At 56.9% G+C, this 16,108-nt stretch carries 14 protein-coding genes and 1 other RNA gene; 8 read left to right on the top strand and 7 right to left on the bottom strand.

Features of this window, described 5'->3' with window-relative positions:
• Positions 1 to 20 precede the first annotated feature (20 nt).
• Positions 21 to 503 carry an SsrA-binding protein SmpB gene (gene smpB, locus ACZRN6_RS23110; RefSeq protein WP_076013764.1) on the top strand — a complete coding sequence of 161 codons (483 nt, stop codon included), beginning with the start codon at positions 21 to 23 and terminating at the stop codon, positions 501 to 503.
• A 55-nt stretch (positions 504 to 558) separates the two neighbouring features.
• Here smpB and ACZRN6_RS23105 read toward each other — a convergent pair whose 3' ends face one another.
• A complete protein-coding gene (locus ACZRN6_RS23105; RefSeq protein WP_322143156.1) occupies positions 559 to 1,326 on the bottom strand; it encodes an FCD domain-containing protein in 768 nt (255 codons plus the stop codon).
• 261 nt (positions 1,327 to 1,587) lie between these two features.
• Between ACZRN6_RS23105 and ACZRN6_RS23100 the strand changes: the two genes are divergently transcribed.
• The 5 genes from ACZRN6_RS23100 (at position 1,588) to ACZRN6_RS23080 (ending at position 8,578) form a co-directional block, all read left to right on the top strand.
• A complete protein-coding gene (locus ACZRN6_RS23100) occupies positions 1,588 to 3,282 on the top strand; it encodes a lactate permease LctP family transporter (protein ID WP_322143155.1) in 1,695 nt (564 codons plus the stop codon).
• Between the two features lie 70 nt (positions 3,283 to 3,352).
• A complete protein-coding gene (locus tag ACZRN6_RS23095) occupies positions 3,353 to 6,163 on the top strand; it encodes an FAD-binding and (Fe-S)-binding domain-containing protein (protein WP_464008923.1) in 2,811 nt (936 codons plus the stop codon).
• Positions 6,164 to 6,349: 186 nt separating this feature from the next.
• Complete coding sequence (locus ACZRN6_RS23090; RefSeq protein ID WP_322148610.1) at positions 6,350 to 6,634, top strand: hypothetical protein; 285 nt, start codon at positions 6,350 to 6,352, stop codon at positions 6,632 to 6,634.
• 102 nt (positions 6,635 to 6,736) lie between these two features.
• Positions 6,737 to 7,134: a transfer-messenger RNA gene (gene ssrA / locus ACZRN6_RS23085) on the top strand.
• A 187-nt stretch (positions 7,135 to 7,321) separates the two neighbouring features.
• Positions 7,322 to 8,578 (top strand): integrase domain-containing protein, encoded by a 1,257-nt coding sequence (locus ACZRN6_RS23080; RefSeq protein ID WP_464008922.1) that lies wholly within the window; start codon positions 7,322 to 7,324, stop codon positions 8,576 to 8,578.
• 120 nt (positions 8,579 to 8,698) lie between these two features.
• Here ACZRN6_RS23080 and ACZRN6_RS23075 read toward each other — a convergent pair whose 3' ends face one another.
• The 5 genes from ACZRN6_RS23075 to ACZRN6_RS23055 all read right to left on the bottom strand — a co-directional run bounded on the left by ACZRN6_RS23075 (position 8,699) and on the right by ACZRN6_RS23055 (position 13,280).
• The gene (locus ACZRN6_RS23075; protein WP_464008921.1) at positions 8,699 to 8,968 is read right to left on the bottom strand and encodes a hypothetical protein; all 270 of its coding nucleotides are present in this window, start codon (positions 8,966 to 8,968) and stop codon (positions 8,699 to 8,701) included.
• Positions 8,965 to 9,945, bottom strand: coding sequence for an integrase domain-containing protein (locus ACZRN6_RS23070; protein ID WP_464008920.1), 981 nt, complete (start codon positions 9,943 to 9,945; stop codon positions 8,965 to 8,967). The genes ACZRN6_RS23075 and ACZRN6_RS23070 overlap by 4 nt, the downstream gene beginning before the upstream one ends.
• Entirely contained in the window at positions 9,929 to 10,282 is a 354-nt protein-coding gene (locus ACZRN6_RS23065) for a hypothetical protein (protein WP_198809796.1), read from the bottom strand. The genes ACZRN6_RS23070 and ACZRN6_RS23065 overlap by 17 nt, the downstream gene beginning before the upstream one ends.
• On the bottom strand, positions 10,266 to 11,675 hold the full coding sequence (locus ACZRN6_RS23060) for a YfjI family protein (protein ID WP_198809797.1): 1,410 nt from the start codon (positions 11,673 to 11,675) through the stop codon (positions 10,266 to 10,268). The genes ACZRN6_RS23065 and ACZRN6_RS23060 overlap by 17 nt, the downstream gene beginning before the upstream one ends.
• Before the next feature lie 1,068 nt (positions 11,676 to 12,743).
• Entirely contained in the window at positions 12,744 to 13,280 is a 537-nt protein-coding gene (locus tag ACZRN6_RS23055; RefSeq protein WP_065950575.1) for a LasR-specific antiactivator QslA, read from the bottom strand.
• Positions 13,281 to 14,078: 798 nt separating this feature from the next.
• Here ACZRN6_RS23055 and ACZRN6_RS23050 point away from each other — a divergent pair.
• Complete coding sequence (locus ACZRN6_RS23050; protein WP_464008919.1) at positions 14,079 to 14,843, top strand: hypothetical protein; 765 nt, start codon at positions 14,079 to 14,081, stop codon at positions 14,841 to 14,843.
• 84 nt (positions 14,844 to 14,927) lie between these two features.
• Positions 14,928 to 15,203: a hypothetical protein gene (locus ACZRN6_RS23045; RefSeq protein WP_078739170.1), complete on the top strand. Its 276-nt coding sequence runs from the start codon at positions 14,928 to 14,930 to the stop codon at positions 15,201 to 15,203.
• Positions 15,204 to 15,330: 127 nt separating this feature from the next.
• On the opposite strand, the gene ACZRN6_RS23040 is transcribed toward ACZRN6_RS23045, so the two are convergent.
• Positions 15,331 to 15,726 carry a type II restriction endonuclease gene (locus ACZRN6_RS23040; protein ID WP_078739368.1) on the bottom strand — a complete coding sequence of 132 codons (396 nt, stop codon included), beginning with the start codon at positions 15,724 to 15,726 and terminating at the stop codon, positions 15,331 to 15,333.
• Between the last annotated feature and the right edge of the window lie 382 nt (positions 15,727 to 16,108).

Genomic DNA, 16,108 nt, shown 5'->3' with positions numbered 1-16,108 from the left:
CTCCCTATAATGCCGCCCCTATGGCTAAACAAAAGAAACACCCAACAGGGACCATCGCGCAAAACAAAAAGGCGCGACACGATTACTTCATCGAACATCGGTTCGAGGCTGGTCTGGTCCTGGCCGGCTGGGAAGTAAAAAGTCTGCGCGCCAGCAAGCTGCAACTGGTCGACAGTTATGTGCTGCTCAAAGACGGTGAGGCCTGGCTGCTCGGCAGTCATATCACGCCGCTGATGACCGCCAGCACCCACGTGATCGCCGACCCGGTGCGCACGCGCAAGCTGTTGCTCAATGCCCGCGAACTGGAAAAGCTCCAGGCCGCCGTGCAGCAGAAGGGCTACGCCTGTATCTGCCTGTCATGGTACTGGAGCAAGCACCTGGTCAAGTGCGAGATCGCACTGGGCAAGGGCAAGAAGGAATACGACAAGCGTGACACCGAGCGCGAACGTGATTCCAACCGGGAATTGCAGCGTGCCGTACGCAACAAGGGCAAGGAAGACTGACCTTCTTGTGAGTTATTGTGGCCGAGGGAGCCTGCTGCCTCAGCCACAATAATTGCTACATCCCTTTGCGCCGCTCCGCCCGGGCCATGCGCTGAACTTCCTGACGCACCTCCTCCAGCACTTCCTGCACATACAGCAGGTGGCGTGTTGCAACTTCCCGTGCCTGCTCGGCGCGTCCCTCGATAATCGCCAGGTACAGGTCACGGTGCTGATTGATCAGCATGTCCCGTGTCTCGGTGCGCTGCTGGTACATGCCGCCAATGTTGGTCACCACGTTGCGCTTGAGCAGGTCGAACAAGCCGCGAATGGTGTGCAGCAATACCGCGTTATGGCTGGCCTCGGCGATAGCCAGGTGAAACCTCGCATCCGCCGCGCCCTCTTCCACACGGCTCACTTCGTCTGGTCGCGTGTAGCAATCCTGTAGTTCTTCGAACGCGGCGGTAAGCCGTTCGCGGTCCACCTCAGTGGCGCGCAACGCTGCGTAATATGCGCAAGAGGCTTCCAGCGTCTGACGAAACTCCAGAAGATCGCGCTGAGCCTCGGGGTTATTTTCCAGCAGGTGCAGCAGTGGATCGCTGAAGGTTGAACCCAGCGACTCCACCACATAATTGCCACCACCCTGGCGGCTGACCAGCAGGCCTTTGGCCGCCAGTTTTTGGATCGCCTCACGCAACGAAGGGCGCGACACCCCGAATTGCTCGGCCAGTGCGCGCTCGGCCGGCAAGCGCTCGCCCGACTTCAGCGTGCCCTCAAGGATCATGCCCTCAAGCTGCTCGACGATATCGTCAGACAAACGGCGCTGACGCACCTGATCAAACCCCATAACTCACTCTCCACCATCCCGACCACTCGCCGGGGCCCCTATTCTGGCCTATCGCCGCGCATCCGGCACCTATCAGAACCCTCTTGTTTCAGCCAATCAGCACCCGCTCACCATGAACTACGACCAAAGATTCACAAGCGGCAAATTGACACATCCCCCTGAAGGCTTTTAACCTAGCCAACGGTGACTGTAAGTTGGTATTACCAATTTACCAAATCACTCAAGCAGTGCCTGACCAACAACAATTAGGGGCCACCCCATATGCAAACCTGGCAACAGCTCTACAGCCCGCTCGGCAGCCTCGGCCTGTCCGCACTGGCCGCCGTTATTCCCATCGTATTTTTCTTCCTGGCCCTGGCCGTGTTCCGCCTCAAAGGTCACGTTGCCGGCAGCATCACCTTGGCGCTGTCGATCCTGGTGGCGATCTTTGCCTTCCAAATGCCGGTGGACATGGCGCTCGCCGCCGCCGGTTATGGCTTTGCCTACGGCCTGTGGCCAATCGCCTGGATCATCGTCGCCGCTGTATTCTTGTACAAACTGACGGTCAAGAGCGGCCAGTTCGAAATCATCCGCAGCTCGGTGCTGTCGATTACCGACGACCAGCGCCTGCAAGTGCTGCTGATCGGCTTCTGCTTCGGCGCCTTTCTTGAAGGCGCAGCCGGTTTCGGTGCTCCCGTGGCGATTACCGCCGCACTGCTGGTCGGCCTGGGCTTCAACCCGCTGTACGCCGCCGGCCTGTGCCTGATTGCCAACACCGCCCCCGTCGCCTTTGGCGCACTGGGGATTCCGATCATCGTAGCCGGGCAAGTAACCGGCATCGACGCGTTCAAGATCGGTGCCATGGCGGGCCGCCAGTTACCACTGCTGTCGTTGTTCGTACCGTTCTGGCTGGTGTTCATGATGGACGGCCTGCGCGGCGTCAAGGAAACCTGGCCAGCCGCACTGGTTGCGGGCCTGAGCTTTGCCGTTACGCAATTCTTCACCTCAAACTTCATCGGCCCGGAACTGCCAGACATCACCTCGGCCCTGGCCAGCCTGATTTCCCTGACTCTGTTCCTCAAAGTCTGGCAGCCCAAGCGCAGCGCCGGTGCGCAAATCGCTGGCGCAACGTCCGGCACCGCCATCACCGCCAGCGCCGGTGGTTTTGGCCTGCCGCGCAACACCCTGGCGTCGCCTTACAGCCTGGGGGAAATTTTCAAGGCCTGGTCGCCGTTCCTGATCCTGACCGTGCTGGTCACCCTCTGGACCCTCAAGCCGTTCAAGGCGATGTTTGCTGCGGGTGGCGCGATGTACAGCTCGGTGTTCAACTTCGCGATCCCGCACCTGGACCAATTGGTGATCAAGGTTGCACCCATCGTTGCCACCCCTACGGCGATCCCTGCGGTATTCAAGCTTGACCCGATTTCCGCCACCGGCACGGCGATTTTCTTCTCTGCCCTGGTGTCGATGGTGGTGCTGAAGATTGATTTCAAAACTGGTCTGACCACCCTGAAAGAAACCTTCTATGAGCTGCGCTGGCCAATCCTGTCCATCGGCATGGTGCTGGCCTTTGCTTTCGTCACCAACTACTCCGGCATGTCATCAACCATGGCCCTGGTGTTGGCGGCTACCGGCGCGGCGTTCCCGTTCTTCTCGCCATTCCTTGGCTGGCTCGGGGTATTCCTGACGGGTTCCGACACCTCATCCAACGCACTGTTCAGCTCACTGCAAGCCACCACCGCGCACCAGATCGGCGTCAACGACACCTTGCTGGTGGCCGCGAATACCAGCGGCGGCGTAACCGGCAAGATGATCTCGCCGCAGTCGATCGCCGTGGCGTGCGCCGCAACCGGCCTGGTGGGCAAAGAATCCGACCTGTTTCGCTTTACCCTCAAGCACAGCTTGTTCTTCGCGACGATTGTCGGGTTGATCACCTTGGCACAGGCCTACTGGTTCACCGGCATGCTGGTGCACTGATACCTGCGTGTAATAGGGTAAGAATCGACGCCGGGCCGTTATTCCGGCGTCAGCTATTTCTGGAGGACCGATGAGCCTGCCTGCTGCCTTTTTGAGCGACGCCGCACAACTGATCCCGAAGGATCGCCGTTTCGACGATCCACTTTCCACCCTTGCCTTCGGCACCGATGCCAGTTTTTACCGACTGATCCCACAACTGGTGATCCGCGTAGAGTCGGAAGATGAAGTGGTGGCGCTGCTGCAACTGGCCCAGCGCGATCGCGTGCCCGTAACCTTTCGTGCGGCAGGCACCAGCCTTTCCGGGCAGGCCATCAGCGACTCGGTACTGATCGTGCTCGGGGACAATTGGAACGGGCGCGAGATTCGCGGCCAGGGCACACAAATCCGCCTGCAACCGGGCGTGATCGGTGCCCAGGCAAACGCCTGGCTGGCGCCATTCGGGCGCAAGATCGGCCCGGACCCGGCGTCTATCAACGCCTGCAAAATTGGCGGCATAGTCGCCAACAATGCCAGCGGCATGTGCTGCGGCACGGCACAGAATACCTATCACACCCTGGCGGGAATCCGCTTGGTGCTGGCTGATGGCAGCCGCCTGGACACAGAAGACCCGGTCAGCGTTTCGGCCTTTCGCCAACACCACGCCAACCTGCTCGAACGCCTGTCGACACTGGGACGCGAAACGCGGGCCAATGCCGAACTGGCTGCAAAAATCCGCCATAAATACCGTCTGAAAAATACCACCGGCTTGTCACTCAACGCCCTGGTGGATTTCGACGAGCCACTGGATATCCTCAGCCACCTGCTGGTGGGCTCCGAGGGCACCTTGGGCTTTATCAGCGCTGTGACCTACGACACGGTGATCGATCACCCGAACAAAGCCTCGGCGCTGATCGTGTTCCCTGATGTGGAAACCTGCTGCACCGCCGTGACCGTCCTCAAGACACAGCCCGTTTCGGCGGTAGAACTGCTGGACCGTCGCAGCATGCGCTCAGTGCAGGACAAGCCCGGCATGCCGGCTTTCGTACAGCAGTTGTCGGAAAATGCCTGCGCGCTGCTGATCGAATCCCGCGCCGCTTCGCCATCGCTGCTGCATGAGCAACTGGCGCTGATCATGGCCTCCCTGGCCAACTTCCCGGTGGAGAAACAAGTCGACTTCACCGAAGACCCGGTAGAAAACGCCCGCCTTTGGGCGATCCGTAAAGACACCTTTCCGGCCGTGGGCGCTGTGCGTAAAACCGGTACCACCGTGATCATCGAAGACGTGACCTTCCCAGTTGAACAACTGGCCATCGGGGTTAATCGCCTGATCGGGTTGTTCGACAAACATCACTACGACGAAGCGATCCTTTTCGGACACGCCCTGGAAGGCAACCTGCACTTTGTCTTCACACAAGGCTTCAACAGCGCGCAAGAAGTCGCACGCTACCAGGCGTTCATGGACGACGTGGCCCAGTTGGTGGCCGTTGAGTTTGGCGGTTCGTTGAAGGCCGAGCACGGCACCGGCCGCAACATGGCTCCCTTCGTCGAATTGGAATGGGGCAGCGATGCCTACCAGTTGATGTGGCAGCTCAAGCGCCTGCTCGACCCCAACGGCATTCTCAACCCGGACGTGGTACTCAGCGAAGACCCGCAAATCCACCTCAAGCACCTCAAACCCCTGCCCGCCGCGGACGAGCTTGTGGATAAGTGCATCGAGTGCGGCTTCTGCGAACCGGTGTGCCCGTCAAAAGGGCTGACCCTGAGCCCGCGCCAACGCATTGTGATCTGGCGCGATATCCAGGCTAAAAAGCGCGCCGGTATCGACACCACCGAACTGGAAGCGGCCTATCAGTACCAAGGCATCGACACCTGCGCGGCAACCGGGCTTTGCGCGCAACGTTGCCCGGTAGGCATCAATACCGGCGACTTGGTGAAAAAGCTGCGAAGCCGCGACGCCGACCGTACGAAAACAGCCGAATGGCTGTCGACGCATTTCGCGACTGCCTTGCAAGGTGCGCGCTTCACGCTGCACGTGGCCAACGGTGCGCGCATGCTACTGGGCGCTCCGCGACTGGCGAAGCTCTCGGCCACAGTGACCCGGTTGTCCAAGGGGCAAATCCCTCTGTGGAGCAACGCCATGCCACAACCGGAAAAGGCCATTCGCTTCAGCCCCGCCGTGAGCGATGCACGACCAAGGGTGGTGTACCTCGCCGCCTGCGTATCACGAGCAATGGGGCCGGCAGCCGGCGACACCGAGCAGATGTCGCTGTACGACAAAACCCGTGGCCTGCTGGAAAAAGCCGGTTACCAGGTAGTCTTCCCCGACAATCAAGACAACCTCTGTTGCGGTCAGCCTTTCGCGTCCAAAGGCTACGCTGAACAAGCCGAACACAAACGCCAGGAACTGATCGGCGCCCTGCTCCACGCCAGCCGTGGCGGCCTCGACCCGATCTACTGCGACACCAGCCCGTGCACCCTACGCCTGGTCCAGGACCTGGCCGAAACCCGCCTCGACCTCTACGACCCGGTACGTTTTATCCGCACCCACCTCATGGACCGCCTCGACTTCACCCCCCAGGAAGCTCCGATCGCCGTGCACGTCACCTGCAGCACCCAACACCTGGGAGAAAGCCAGGCGCTGATCGACCTGGCCAGGCGTTGCAGCAAAACCGTGGTGATCCCCGAAGGCATTCACTGCTGCGGGTTTGCCGGCGACAAGGGCTTCACCACGCCAGAGCTGAATGCGCACTCACTGCGCAGCCTCAAAGACGCGGTGCAATATTGCAGCGAAGGCATCTCCACCAGCCGTACGTGTGAGATTGGTCTGACGCAACACGGTGGAATTGATTACCACGGGCTGGTGTACCTGGTGGACAGAGTGACACAAGCGCGCGTCCATTAAAGCCGCCCTCTTTGAGTGCAAAACCTAATGATTTCGGGCTTTTTCGACTAATCCACCGACAAAACAGAACCCCTGCGCGCCGGCGTAGTCATCTGCATAGGCCTCGACACACGAGGCTCATCAGTGACCTCGCTGGCTGCACGGAAAACCGGCAGCATCGAGCCCTATTTGCACAAGGAGATACCCATGAAGCGTTCCGCTCTTGCTGGTTTGTTCATTACCGCTGCGATGCTGGCGTCCCCCGTGTTTGCTGCCGGAACAAAAGACGATCTGTGCCAAATCAACCTGGACAAAATCAACAACGGGAAAGCGTTGCTCGCCACTGATACCAGTGGCAAGTCCGGCGAAATCGACACCGCCGTTTCCCAAGCCAAAGCAGCCCACGCTGCTGGCGATGACAAGAAATGCATCGAGATCACCTCCAAAGCCCTGCAAGACCTGCAAGACTCGGACAAAGGCGGCAACCAGTAACTCGCCGCCGCCCAAGGCCAACCTTCGGGTTGGCCTTCTGTGAGCGATTGGCGTACACTGCACAGGCTGGTCACTCACTAAGAAACAACGAGTTACAAGCACGGGGCCGTTTAGGATTCGACGCCGGTCGCGAAACTTTAGGTGCATGCCGAGTTGGTAACAGAACTCGTAAATCCACTGTTGCAACTACTTATAGTTGCCAATGACGAAACCTACGGCCAGGAATTCTCTCTCGCTGCGTAAGCAGCTTTAGATCCTGAGCTTCTGGTACCTTCGGGTCCAGCAATCACCAGGGGATGTCTGTAAACCCAAAGTGATTGTCATATAGAACAGAATCGCCGTGCAGTACGTTGTGGACGAATCGGCTAAAACTTACACAACTCGCCCAAAGCACCCTGCCCTTCGGGTCGCTGAGGGTTAACTTAATAGAAACGGCTACGCATGTAGTACCGACAGCGGAGTACTGGCGGACGGGGGTTCAAATCCCCCCGGCTCCACCATTTCATCATCTAAAGACGTCCACGGACGTCTTTTTTTGTGCCTGAAATCCAGTAAATACGGGGGCTTCAGGGCTACAGAAGGCTTTCTAGGCTTTTTGAGTTCCAGACGATTTGGTATTCCCAATGGTATTCCCGGCTACCCGGCGCTAATCTTGGGAATACCAAAAGGTGTCATGGAGTACTTCTCATGTGCGCTCAAACCACCCGCCTCTCCGACCGCCAGCTCAAGGCGGTCAAACCGAAAGACAAGGATTACGTCCTCACCGATGGCGACGGGCTCCAACTGCGAGTCAGGGTCAATCGCTCGATGCAGTGGAATTTCAACTACCGACATCCCGTAACCAAGAACCGAATCAACATGGCACTCGGACCCTATCCCGAGGTTTCTCTTGCGCAAGCCAGGAAGAAAACCGTTGAGGCCAGAGAGCTGCTTGCACAGGGCATCGACCCCAAAGCTCAGCGTAATGAACTGCAGGAAGCCAAACGAGCGGAAACGGAACATACGTTCGAGAACGTAGCCACCGCTTGGTTCGAATTGAAGAAGGATTCCGTCACCCCGGCGTATGCCGAAGACATCTGGCGCTCACTCACACTGCATGTTTTTCCAAGCATGAAATCAACGCCGTTGTCGGAAGTGAGCGCGCCAATGGTCATCAAACTGCTTCGTCCGATTGAAGCTAAAGGCAGCCTCGAGACGGTTAAGCGAGTGAGCCAGCGCCTTAACGAGATTATGACCTACGGGGTCAACTCCGGAATGATCTTTGCCAACCCTCTCAGCGGCATTCGAGCGGTGTTCAAGAAACCCAAGAAAGTGAATATGGCCGCGCTACCACCTGATGAGCTTCCGGAGCTCATGATGGAAATCGCGAACGCCAGCATCAAACGGACCACACGCTGCCTGATCGAATCGCAGCTACACACTATGACGCGCCCTGTCGAAGCGGCGACAACCCGATGGGCAGACATCGATTTCGACAAACGCATTTGGACCATCCCTCCGGAGCGAATGAAAAAGCGTCGTCCGCACACAATCCCACTGACCGAACATGCACTTTCGTTATTGGATACGCTTAAGCCCCATAGCGGCCACAGGGAATATGTGTTCCCGTCAGATAGAAACCCGCGCACCCACGCGAATAGCCAGACAGCCAATATGGCGTTGAAAAGAATGGGCTTTCAGGACCGCTTGGTCAGCCACGGCATGCGCTCCATGGCCAGCACAATCCTGAACGAGCATGGATGGGATCCAGAACTGATCGAAGTCGCGCTGGCGCATGTCGACAAGGACGAAGTTCGGAGCGCCTACAACCGGGCGGATTACATCGAACGTCGGCGCCCGATGATGGCCTGGTGGAGTGAGCATATCCAGAAAGCGGCTACCGGCAGCCTGTCAGCGTCGGCCATCAATCAAACCAGGGACCGCAAGGTGGTGCCGATACGCTGACATCACGGCGACAGTTCATGCCATCCGTGTAGTGGAGCGTGCCAGCGCTTCTTCGGCCAAGCCTCTGAGTAAGGGAAGGCTCCGCATTCCCATACTCAGAGGCTCACGCTTAAACGCCTGTCAGGCAACCACGGCTTTGGCCTTTCTAAGGTGGATCAACCCTGCTGTTAACTCGTAGTAGTAGACGGTAGCTGGAGCTGAGCATCGCAGGTAGCGCTCCAGAAACCATCTCACGTGCTTTTCTCTCCAGGACCAGGGAGTCGCGCAACCCCAGCGCTCACGAATCACCTCGTGCATCCTTTCTGCTTGCCTGATGTGCCGCTGCTGCGTGGCATGTGCACCTTTGAGCATAGGGCGTAGGAACAACGCTATGTCGAACTCGGCCGTCATCGCCGGCCTCCGATGTAGGCACTCACCACATCGATGCGGTTATGTCCCAACTCGCGGCTGATCTGCTTACGGGCTCGCTGATCGAGTGCTCGATCCTCTTGATGAACACGACCACCATTAACGGGTGCAGGAAAGCCGATTAGTTGCTCATAGCGCTCACAGGCGTAAGCCGCCCGCAGCTCATGAAAACCTTTCAATCCATGCTCATGCAGGATGTCCCGTGCCGGTCGCACAACTGCCTGCATAAAGTCTTTGTAGCTTTCGTCGGGCGCCAACAAATTCCGGCTGCCATTAGGTGAGGTCGCGCTGGCCCAATCCAAGGCATCGCGAACTTGATCCGTTACCGTAATCCAGCGCGGTGCCGAGGCCCCTGATCGACCACCTTTGGTGCCATCCTGGATGTTGATCTTGCCCAGTTGCCGCACCTCACGTTGCAGTCGGGGCAGATCGGCCAGGATCGCTTCGCGCAGGCGCATACCAGTCTCACGGGCGAGGAGCACAATGGCACTCACCCTCGATTGCTGACGATCTGACAGCGCCCGTGCGATCAACTTGACCTGCGCCCGGTCTAGGCCTTGCGGAGCCTCACTCCGCACACTTGAGCGCTGCAAGCCCAGCGCCTTACTCGGACTCGGGATTTTGACGTACTGATCACCGCGCAGTGCGGCCATCGTTCGGTTCACGCTGGACAGTCGGTTCTGCGCGGTGGCAATGCCGACGTTGCCCTGATCAACCTGCTCCCGCACGTGGACGGCATACCGCATGAGGATCTCGCGGTCTATCTGGCGCGCGTCGTTCACCCTCGGTCCTTCATCGGATCGACACCAATGCACGAACGCCTGCCAGCGATCACTGTGGGCTTTGACGGTAGCAAAATGGCCGTCGCCAAACAGGTCTTTCAGTGCTTGCGGTCCAGCATAGCTAAGCTGGCGACCGAAGCCGAAATTGCGCCCCGCTCGCTTACCGACCCGAGCCATTTTTCTGTTCCTGATCGGCTGCCGCGAGATCATGCAAAAGGGCTCGCCAGTGCGCACTTACAATCGCGAACTGAGCCCAATCAGTCGGGCGAAAACACAGCGTGTTGTCGGTGACGTAAAGATGCGCGCCCTGCTCTTCCAACCATTGGATAATGGAGGTCGTCGACGTGATAGTTCTATGGAGGGTGGCGACACCGGCGACACCGGCGACAACCCTTGCCTTGCCTGCCTTTGAGCGTGGCGACAAAATGGCGACAGTACCGGCGACAAATCGCACTTTCGGCTCCTTTTGGCGTTGAGCCAGATGGTTGCGCAGCGCTTCATCGAGATTGAACATGGCGCACCTCGAAGGTGTGGCCGTCGGAGATCAACCACTGATGATCAATCAACTCGACCAGCAGCTTTGCGGCATGACGACTGCTCTTGCGGGCAAAGCGGGGACCGTTGCGATTCAGATCTCGAATACTGAAGCGCTTCCAATCCTTGACCTGCAGCCAGCGCAACAGCCGGTCCGCCTCTTCTTTTACCCTGCACACCGGCTCCTGCTCGGTCAGGCGCTGGATCTCGGTGAGGTAGTAGCCAACTAAGGCCGAGGCCCGCTGGATATGGTCGACCTCCACGACGCTGCTCTCTTCCACAACGGCCAAAATGCCGGCGACGCGCAAAAGGTTGTCGGCGGCCTTCGAACCGCTGGGCCGCACGCTGGCCAGCTCACCAAACTCACCCAGTTGAGCTTCGATAGCATCATGCAAATCAATCCAGCGACGACGCGCCAGCGGACTGAGGCTCAGCTTTGACAGTTGCAAGGCTCCGTCAGCGGAAAGTGACCAAGGCTGATAAAACAGAGCCGAAAGGCGATGATGATAGCGCTCGAAGGCAGCGTCTTTGGACAAGTCGACAGCCTGGTAGCTACGTTGCCCGGCTAGACTGGTGGGCCAGGTCATCAAGCAGCGCCCTAGAATGCCTTGCCCCTGCAGCAACGGGTCACTGAGTAACTGCATGGCCAAATACGGTTGCAGCATCAGGTGCAGGCTCAAGCGTCGGTCATAGGCTCGCAAGCTTTCACCAACCATGGAACGCGCGCGATCTATCGGGCTGCCATCCCAGAGTGACGACAAGGTCGTGACCGCTTTCAAACGGTTATCCCGACTCATGGTGCTGCTGCCGAGGAATTGTCCACCCTCATCACAGAACAGACCCATGCTAGGCAGGTCATGACAGAGCCCCTTGATCAGGGCCTCGATAGTCGGGTCGGTGGTGATCAGTCTAGGGGCTGAGGGCTCCGCTTCGAGCGGCATTCCGTTTGCGGGCTGAGGATCGCCAGGCTTGATACGCTGCGCCTGTCGCTGTGCGGCACGGTACCGGGCAAGTTGTTCGCGATAGCGCTGCCACTGTTCACGCTCCCATTGCCGTGCCGGCAGCAATGCACATCGGTCTGCGGCGGTCTTGCGATCACCTGACGCGGCCACCGTGATCAGGTACAGCGACAGGGGATAATTTCTCCCGTCGAGCTGTAAGCCCGCATGACCTTGAGTGGCCAGCGCCGAGGCAGCCAACACTGATTGCGCGGCCAGTGCCTGGGGCACGCCGATGACCTCGGCCATTCGCTCTACCGCAGGCCCAAGAATCCCACCCAGTGCCTGCACCGGATAAGGCTGGGCCACGGGATTCGACTCAATCAGCGGTCGAGGTGGTTGCGGTAGTTCAAGCTTCGGATCTAACTGCTGCATGGGCCCTCTCCTCGTTCATTGCTGGTTGCCCTCACGTAGTCCCGCCACGGATGTTGAGTGTTATCAGGGATCAAGGCCCCTGCAGCCTGTGAGGTGTTCACTGACGTGTAACGAACGGCTCCTTACGACCGGGAGCAAGGGCATGACCCCATGAATCTGACCTCCTTAGACGCATCCGAAGATGCGGGCGGGTGGAGGCTGTGCCGACTGACGAGTTCGACACCTGGAGATCCTGAGTGGAAGAAGGCAACAACATCGACACCTGGGGCATGCCTGACTGTCAGTCAGGTGCAGTCTTTCCATAGGCTGCGGCACCGGCGCCTGTGTCGTTGCGGATTGCGACGAATCGGATTTGTCAGGCCGATTGTCACGAGGAGAGATGCGGCAATGCCTTTTGCGACGTGGCTTGCAGCAGTGGTAAGAGCGCCCGTCTCTTTCCAGGAGAAAGAGACGGGCGCAATCTGGCGCAGCGAAGTGTGCCGAGAGATGAGGTTGCTGCAGTGCAGCGAGGAAGGTCCATCGTCTGTCGCAGTGGACAGATAAGTGGAGTAGGCATCCATCACTCTTGGGGAGTGACCGTGCGAGCCGCCGGATGCTAATCGCACTTTGGGAGAACCACCACGCGAGGGGCTTAGCCTTAAAGGTTCTGGCTACCTGGGCAGGTGCTGTCAACGACAGCGATCCGTGCACCAATTTTTATACCCACTCGAAAAGGTGGTCAAGCGTCACAGCCAATGCGCTGAGAAAGTGGCGACTGTCGCCACTTCTGTCGCCATGCCCCAGATCACATTATACGTGGGTTGTCGCCGCTGTCGCCGCTGTCGCCACACCTACATCCATGCCCAACGAAAAGATTCGGACACACACACTGAATAACGTTGCGCTCGATGGAAATCGGGGGGAAATACTGATGGTGATAGTAGGCGTGGTGTGAATTAAATTTGAGCATGGAGGGTGGAACGCGGCGGCTTCGAGAAAAAGCAAGTGAACCCTCCGATCGGCGCGATCAAAGATCGCTTGATCGGAGGGTTTGGCGGGAAAAGCAAATCTCAAACGTCAATTACAAACTCAGGCGTCGAAACGGGTTGATTGGGAAGTGACGGCCTCACGTCGCATGATCAGCGTCTGCTGCAACCGCAGCAAAAAACCTGCTTCAAATGCCTCTTGTGGATCACCTGGACGATGACGCTTTCGGTTCTGAGACAGCGCCCACCATAACGGTAATGATGAGCCCTCAAGCCAAGTCTCTGCGCAACGAACGCCCTCCTTGATTACCGGAGCGAACTCATCGCCCCACGGAGTCTGGATCGCGGGAGCCCCTTCAACTGACGGGACAGAGACATATTCATGGATCTGTTGATGGACGCTTTGAGCTGGGATGCCAGTCAGATTCCGGAACGCCCTGTCGTACAACACCGCCGCGTCATCCAACAGCTCTACTGCCAGCTCAACGTCTTGCGGAAAATGAAGCAGAATACTCTGGGCTCCGTTAAGCCGGAGAGTGGCAGCCTGCCGCAGTTTAATCGCAGCATCTTCAGGGGTAAGCACTGAAGTATCGATGCTGTTGGGTTTGGGGAGTCCGATGAGAAGCGAAAGATCAAACATCACGGAATCCTCCGAGATAGTTTGCAGCCTGAACCATTTAGGCGGGGGTGGCGCACGAGCTTAAAAGGGGGACATGCCATTTTCCTTATCTCCTTGGTTTGATTAAGGAATGCCATCCACCGTTGCGACACGAATGGGTGGCACACCGTACAGGGGTCGCAAACCGGAAACCAAGGAACCCGGCCAGGCCGAAGCCTGCCCTGCACGGTGCGCCATAGAAAAGCAGCAGCTAGCACTTGAAGTGCTGACTGTGCGATATGGCACATACCGCGCCTTGGTTTCGATTCAGGTTGCGACACCCGGTCGCGGGATTGACCGCGACGGAGCAAAGCGTAAATGTGAAGCCACGACAACACAAGCATGAGTGTCAATAAGTGCAGCATTCAGATGAAAGCGTCCGGCACAACTAGCGGTTGTCGTTATCTAGCGGCTTTTGCGGGCCCGATAGAATGCAGCGTCTTCTCCTAAACCCCATCACCCTGACAGGATCGGAAACCACATACATGACATCCTTTCGAAAAAATGATTTTGCTGAAGAGTCGACGGAAAAAGAAATGCGTTGGGCACTATTCGGGGAGCCTGAGACTCCGCAGAGCCCCGTGGGGTTTTAGATCATAGGACAGCCCTCAACGCAGGCGACAGGATAGTACCCGACGACCTGTTGATTAATGCATTGAGCGGGACGACGCTCTTACATATCGGAATGCCACGCACGCACACCCTTGCCAATCAGGAACATTGTTCCTAAAATGATATTAAGGTAACGCAGTGGTACACACAACGACGGAGCAGGACGATATGAGCGTCAAAAAAACAGTCAAGCCTGCTGCAACACTTCTGGATTTCGAGATTTTCTATAACGGAGAGCTATTTCAAACAGTCAAGTTTTCCAGCTTCCGTAAATGCAACAACTGGCGCGAAAAGAACCTGGAAACACCGTTTCTCTATGTGATTAAAACGCCAAATTGCAATCGTGAAAATTGCATCGAGATGTCCAAGCGCTACTTCACGACCAAACATCGTGTGTACCCAGACATTTTTGAACGGCCAGAGTGGGATGTCGTTACTGATGCCGAAGTTCAAATGCGAGTAGAACAGAACATCGTCTTAGAGGCTCGTGAACGTACGGGGGTGAATATTTCTGTCCAAGTCGGCGGCGGCAAATATGATGTGACTGTTGTTCACTATGACAAGCCGATGCGTGATCGCGTGGAGATTATCAAGGGCGATATGAGCCGCGAAGAGGCTTACGAATTCATTCGTGACTACCGCGTCGATGCAAGTGCGAGCGTAATGAAATCAACCGACGAGGTGGAACCCTTGACTGAAATGAATCAAGACGAGCGCCAGCAACTGGTTCTGAATACATTACTGACCGTCATCAAGCCAAAAAATACTGGTTGGAGAGAAATTAGCAAAGCCATAGAAGATCTTAATATCATCGAATCCGATGGCTGGCTGGAAGTGCGCGACATAATCCAATACCTATTGGATCAAGGTCGCATCGCTCGACCTGAGTTCGATCCGCACGCGGATGACGAGTATTACTTTGCAACTACCTAGAACGCAGCAGCCATTGAGGAGAACAGAAGTAAAGCTCGCTGAAACCTACTGATAAAGAGGAATACCTTATTGAGGAGCCTTAGCGTGCATCCCGAATACCGAAATGAAGATAAGCACCCTCAAAGACCGGACGCCTCCTTACACAATCCTTCACCAGTCTATCTACGTGAACTTCTGGAGATCGCGCGCGTCACCCAAGAAGCAGCAGCGACCGCACTAGGTATCACTGATCGAGTTATGCGTTACTACTTGAGCGATCAAGAGTCAGCTACCTATCGACCAGCTCCGTATGCAGTCCAGTATGCACTTGAGCAACTGGCAGCACATGCAGCCAAGGAACGAAGTGCTAATCATATCTGAGCCTTGGAGGAGCCGCCAAGCAGATCCTCCAGTGCGGCACTTAATCTGAAGCCGAGGCTGCTCGGATGCAAATACTCGACACAAGCATGTGCGCTACTACCCCTCCCTCACAGCCATAAAATCACTCTTAATATGTTTCCCACTGGCCGATCCCAGGACGGTGCTCGCTACTGCCAGTGCGAATGAGAATACAGTGAAGAGTGCGCTGCCCATCGTAGCCGATGATGACGTTGTCACCTTCTTGCGCTTGATCCATTACTTCATTTTTTTGGAAGTAGAGACGATGCTCGGAGCGAGTAGGGTGGTCCTCACGAGCATCGTACCAGGTAACATTAGCTTGAGCGCCGATGTTTTCCCCCCTCACAGAGAAGTGGACATTCAACTCTGACCGATTGGTTCCTAGCACGTCCTTGAGCGCAGCCACGCCATTAAACTCATGCTGGTTTGAACGCTCTGGGCGGGCCTCCACCGCAGAAAGGGTCTTGATACAAGCGGGGTTCAGCACAATAGGTCGATTCGACATCGCATTCCAATCCTTCTGAAATTCAAATATTGGGGGGTAATCACCGAGGCTCACCATAGCAACCGCCTAGAGACTCTGCCCCTACCATATGATGCCAAATCGACAGCATTTCAAGAGGGAGTGCTGGAAAATCGCTGCCGACTGACTGCGGATGCGTAACAAAAAATTTTTCATGCCTAGGACAGGCCGACAATTGGATCGCAATGAAGCCGGAGACCGCAGTATAAAAACACAATTCGAAGGATTAAACTTTATATAGCATTCAATTAAAATCTTATATTTTTCATATAGATAGAACAAAAAATTCCGCGAGCGCGGAATAGATCACTATTCAAAAATGCTCGCCAATGCGCGTAGCGATGCTCACAGCTTGAGTTGGCCA

Source organism: Pseudomonas sp. A125, assembly GCF_055409485.1.
Note: the sequence above shows the minus strand (reverse complement) of the source record. Positions and strands in the feature narration are given on the sequence as shown.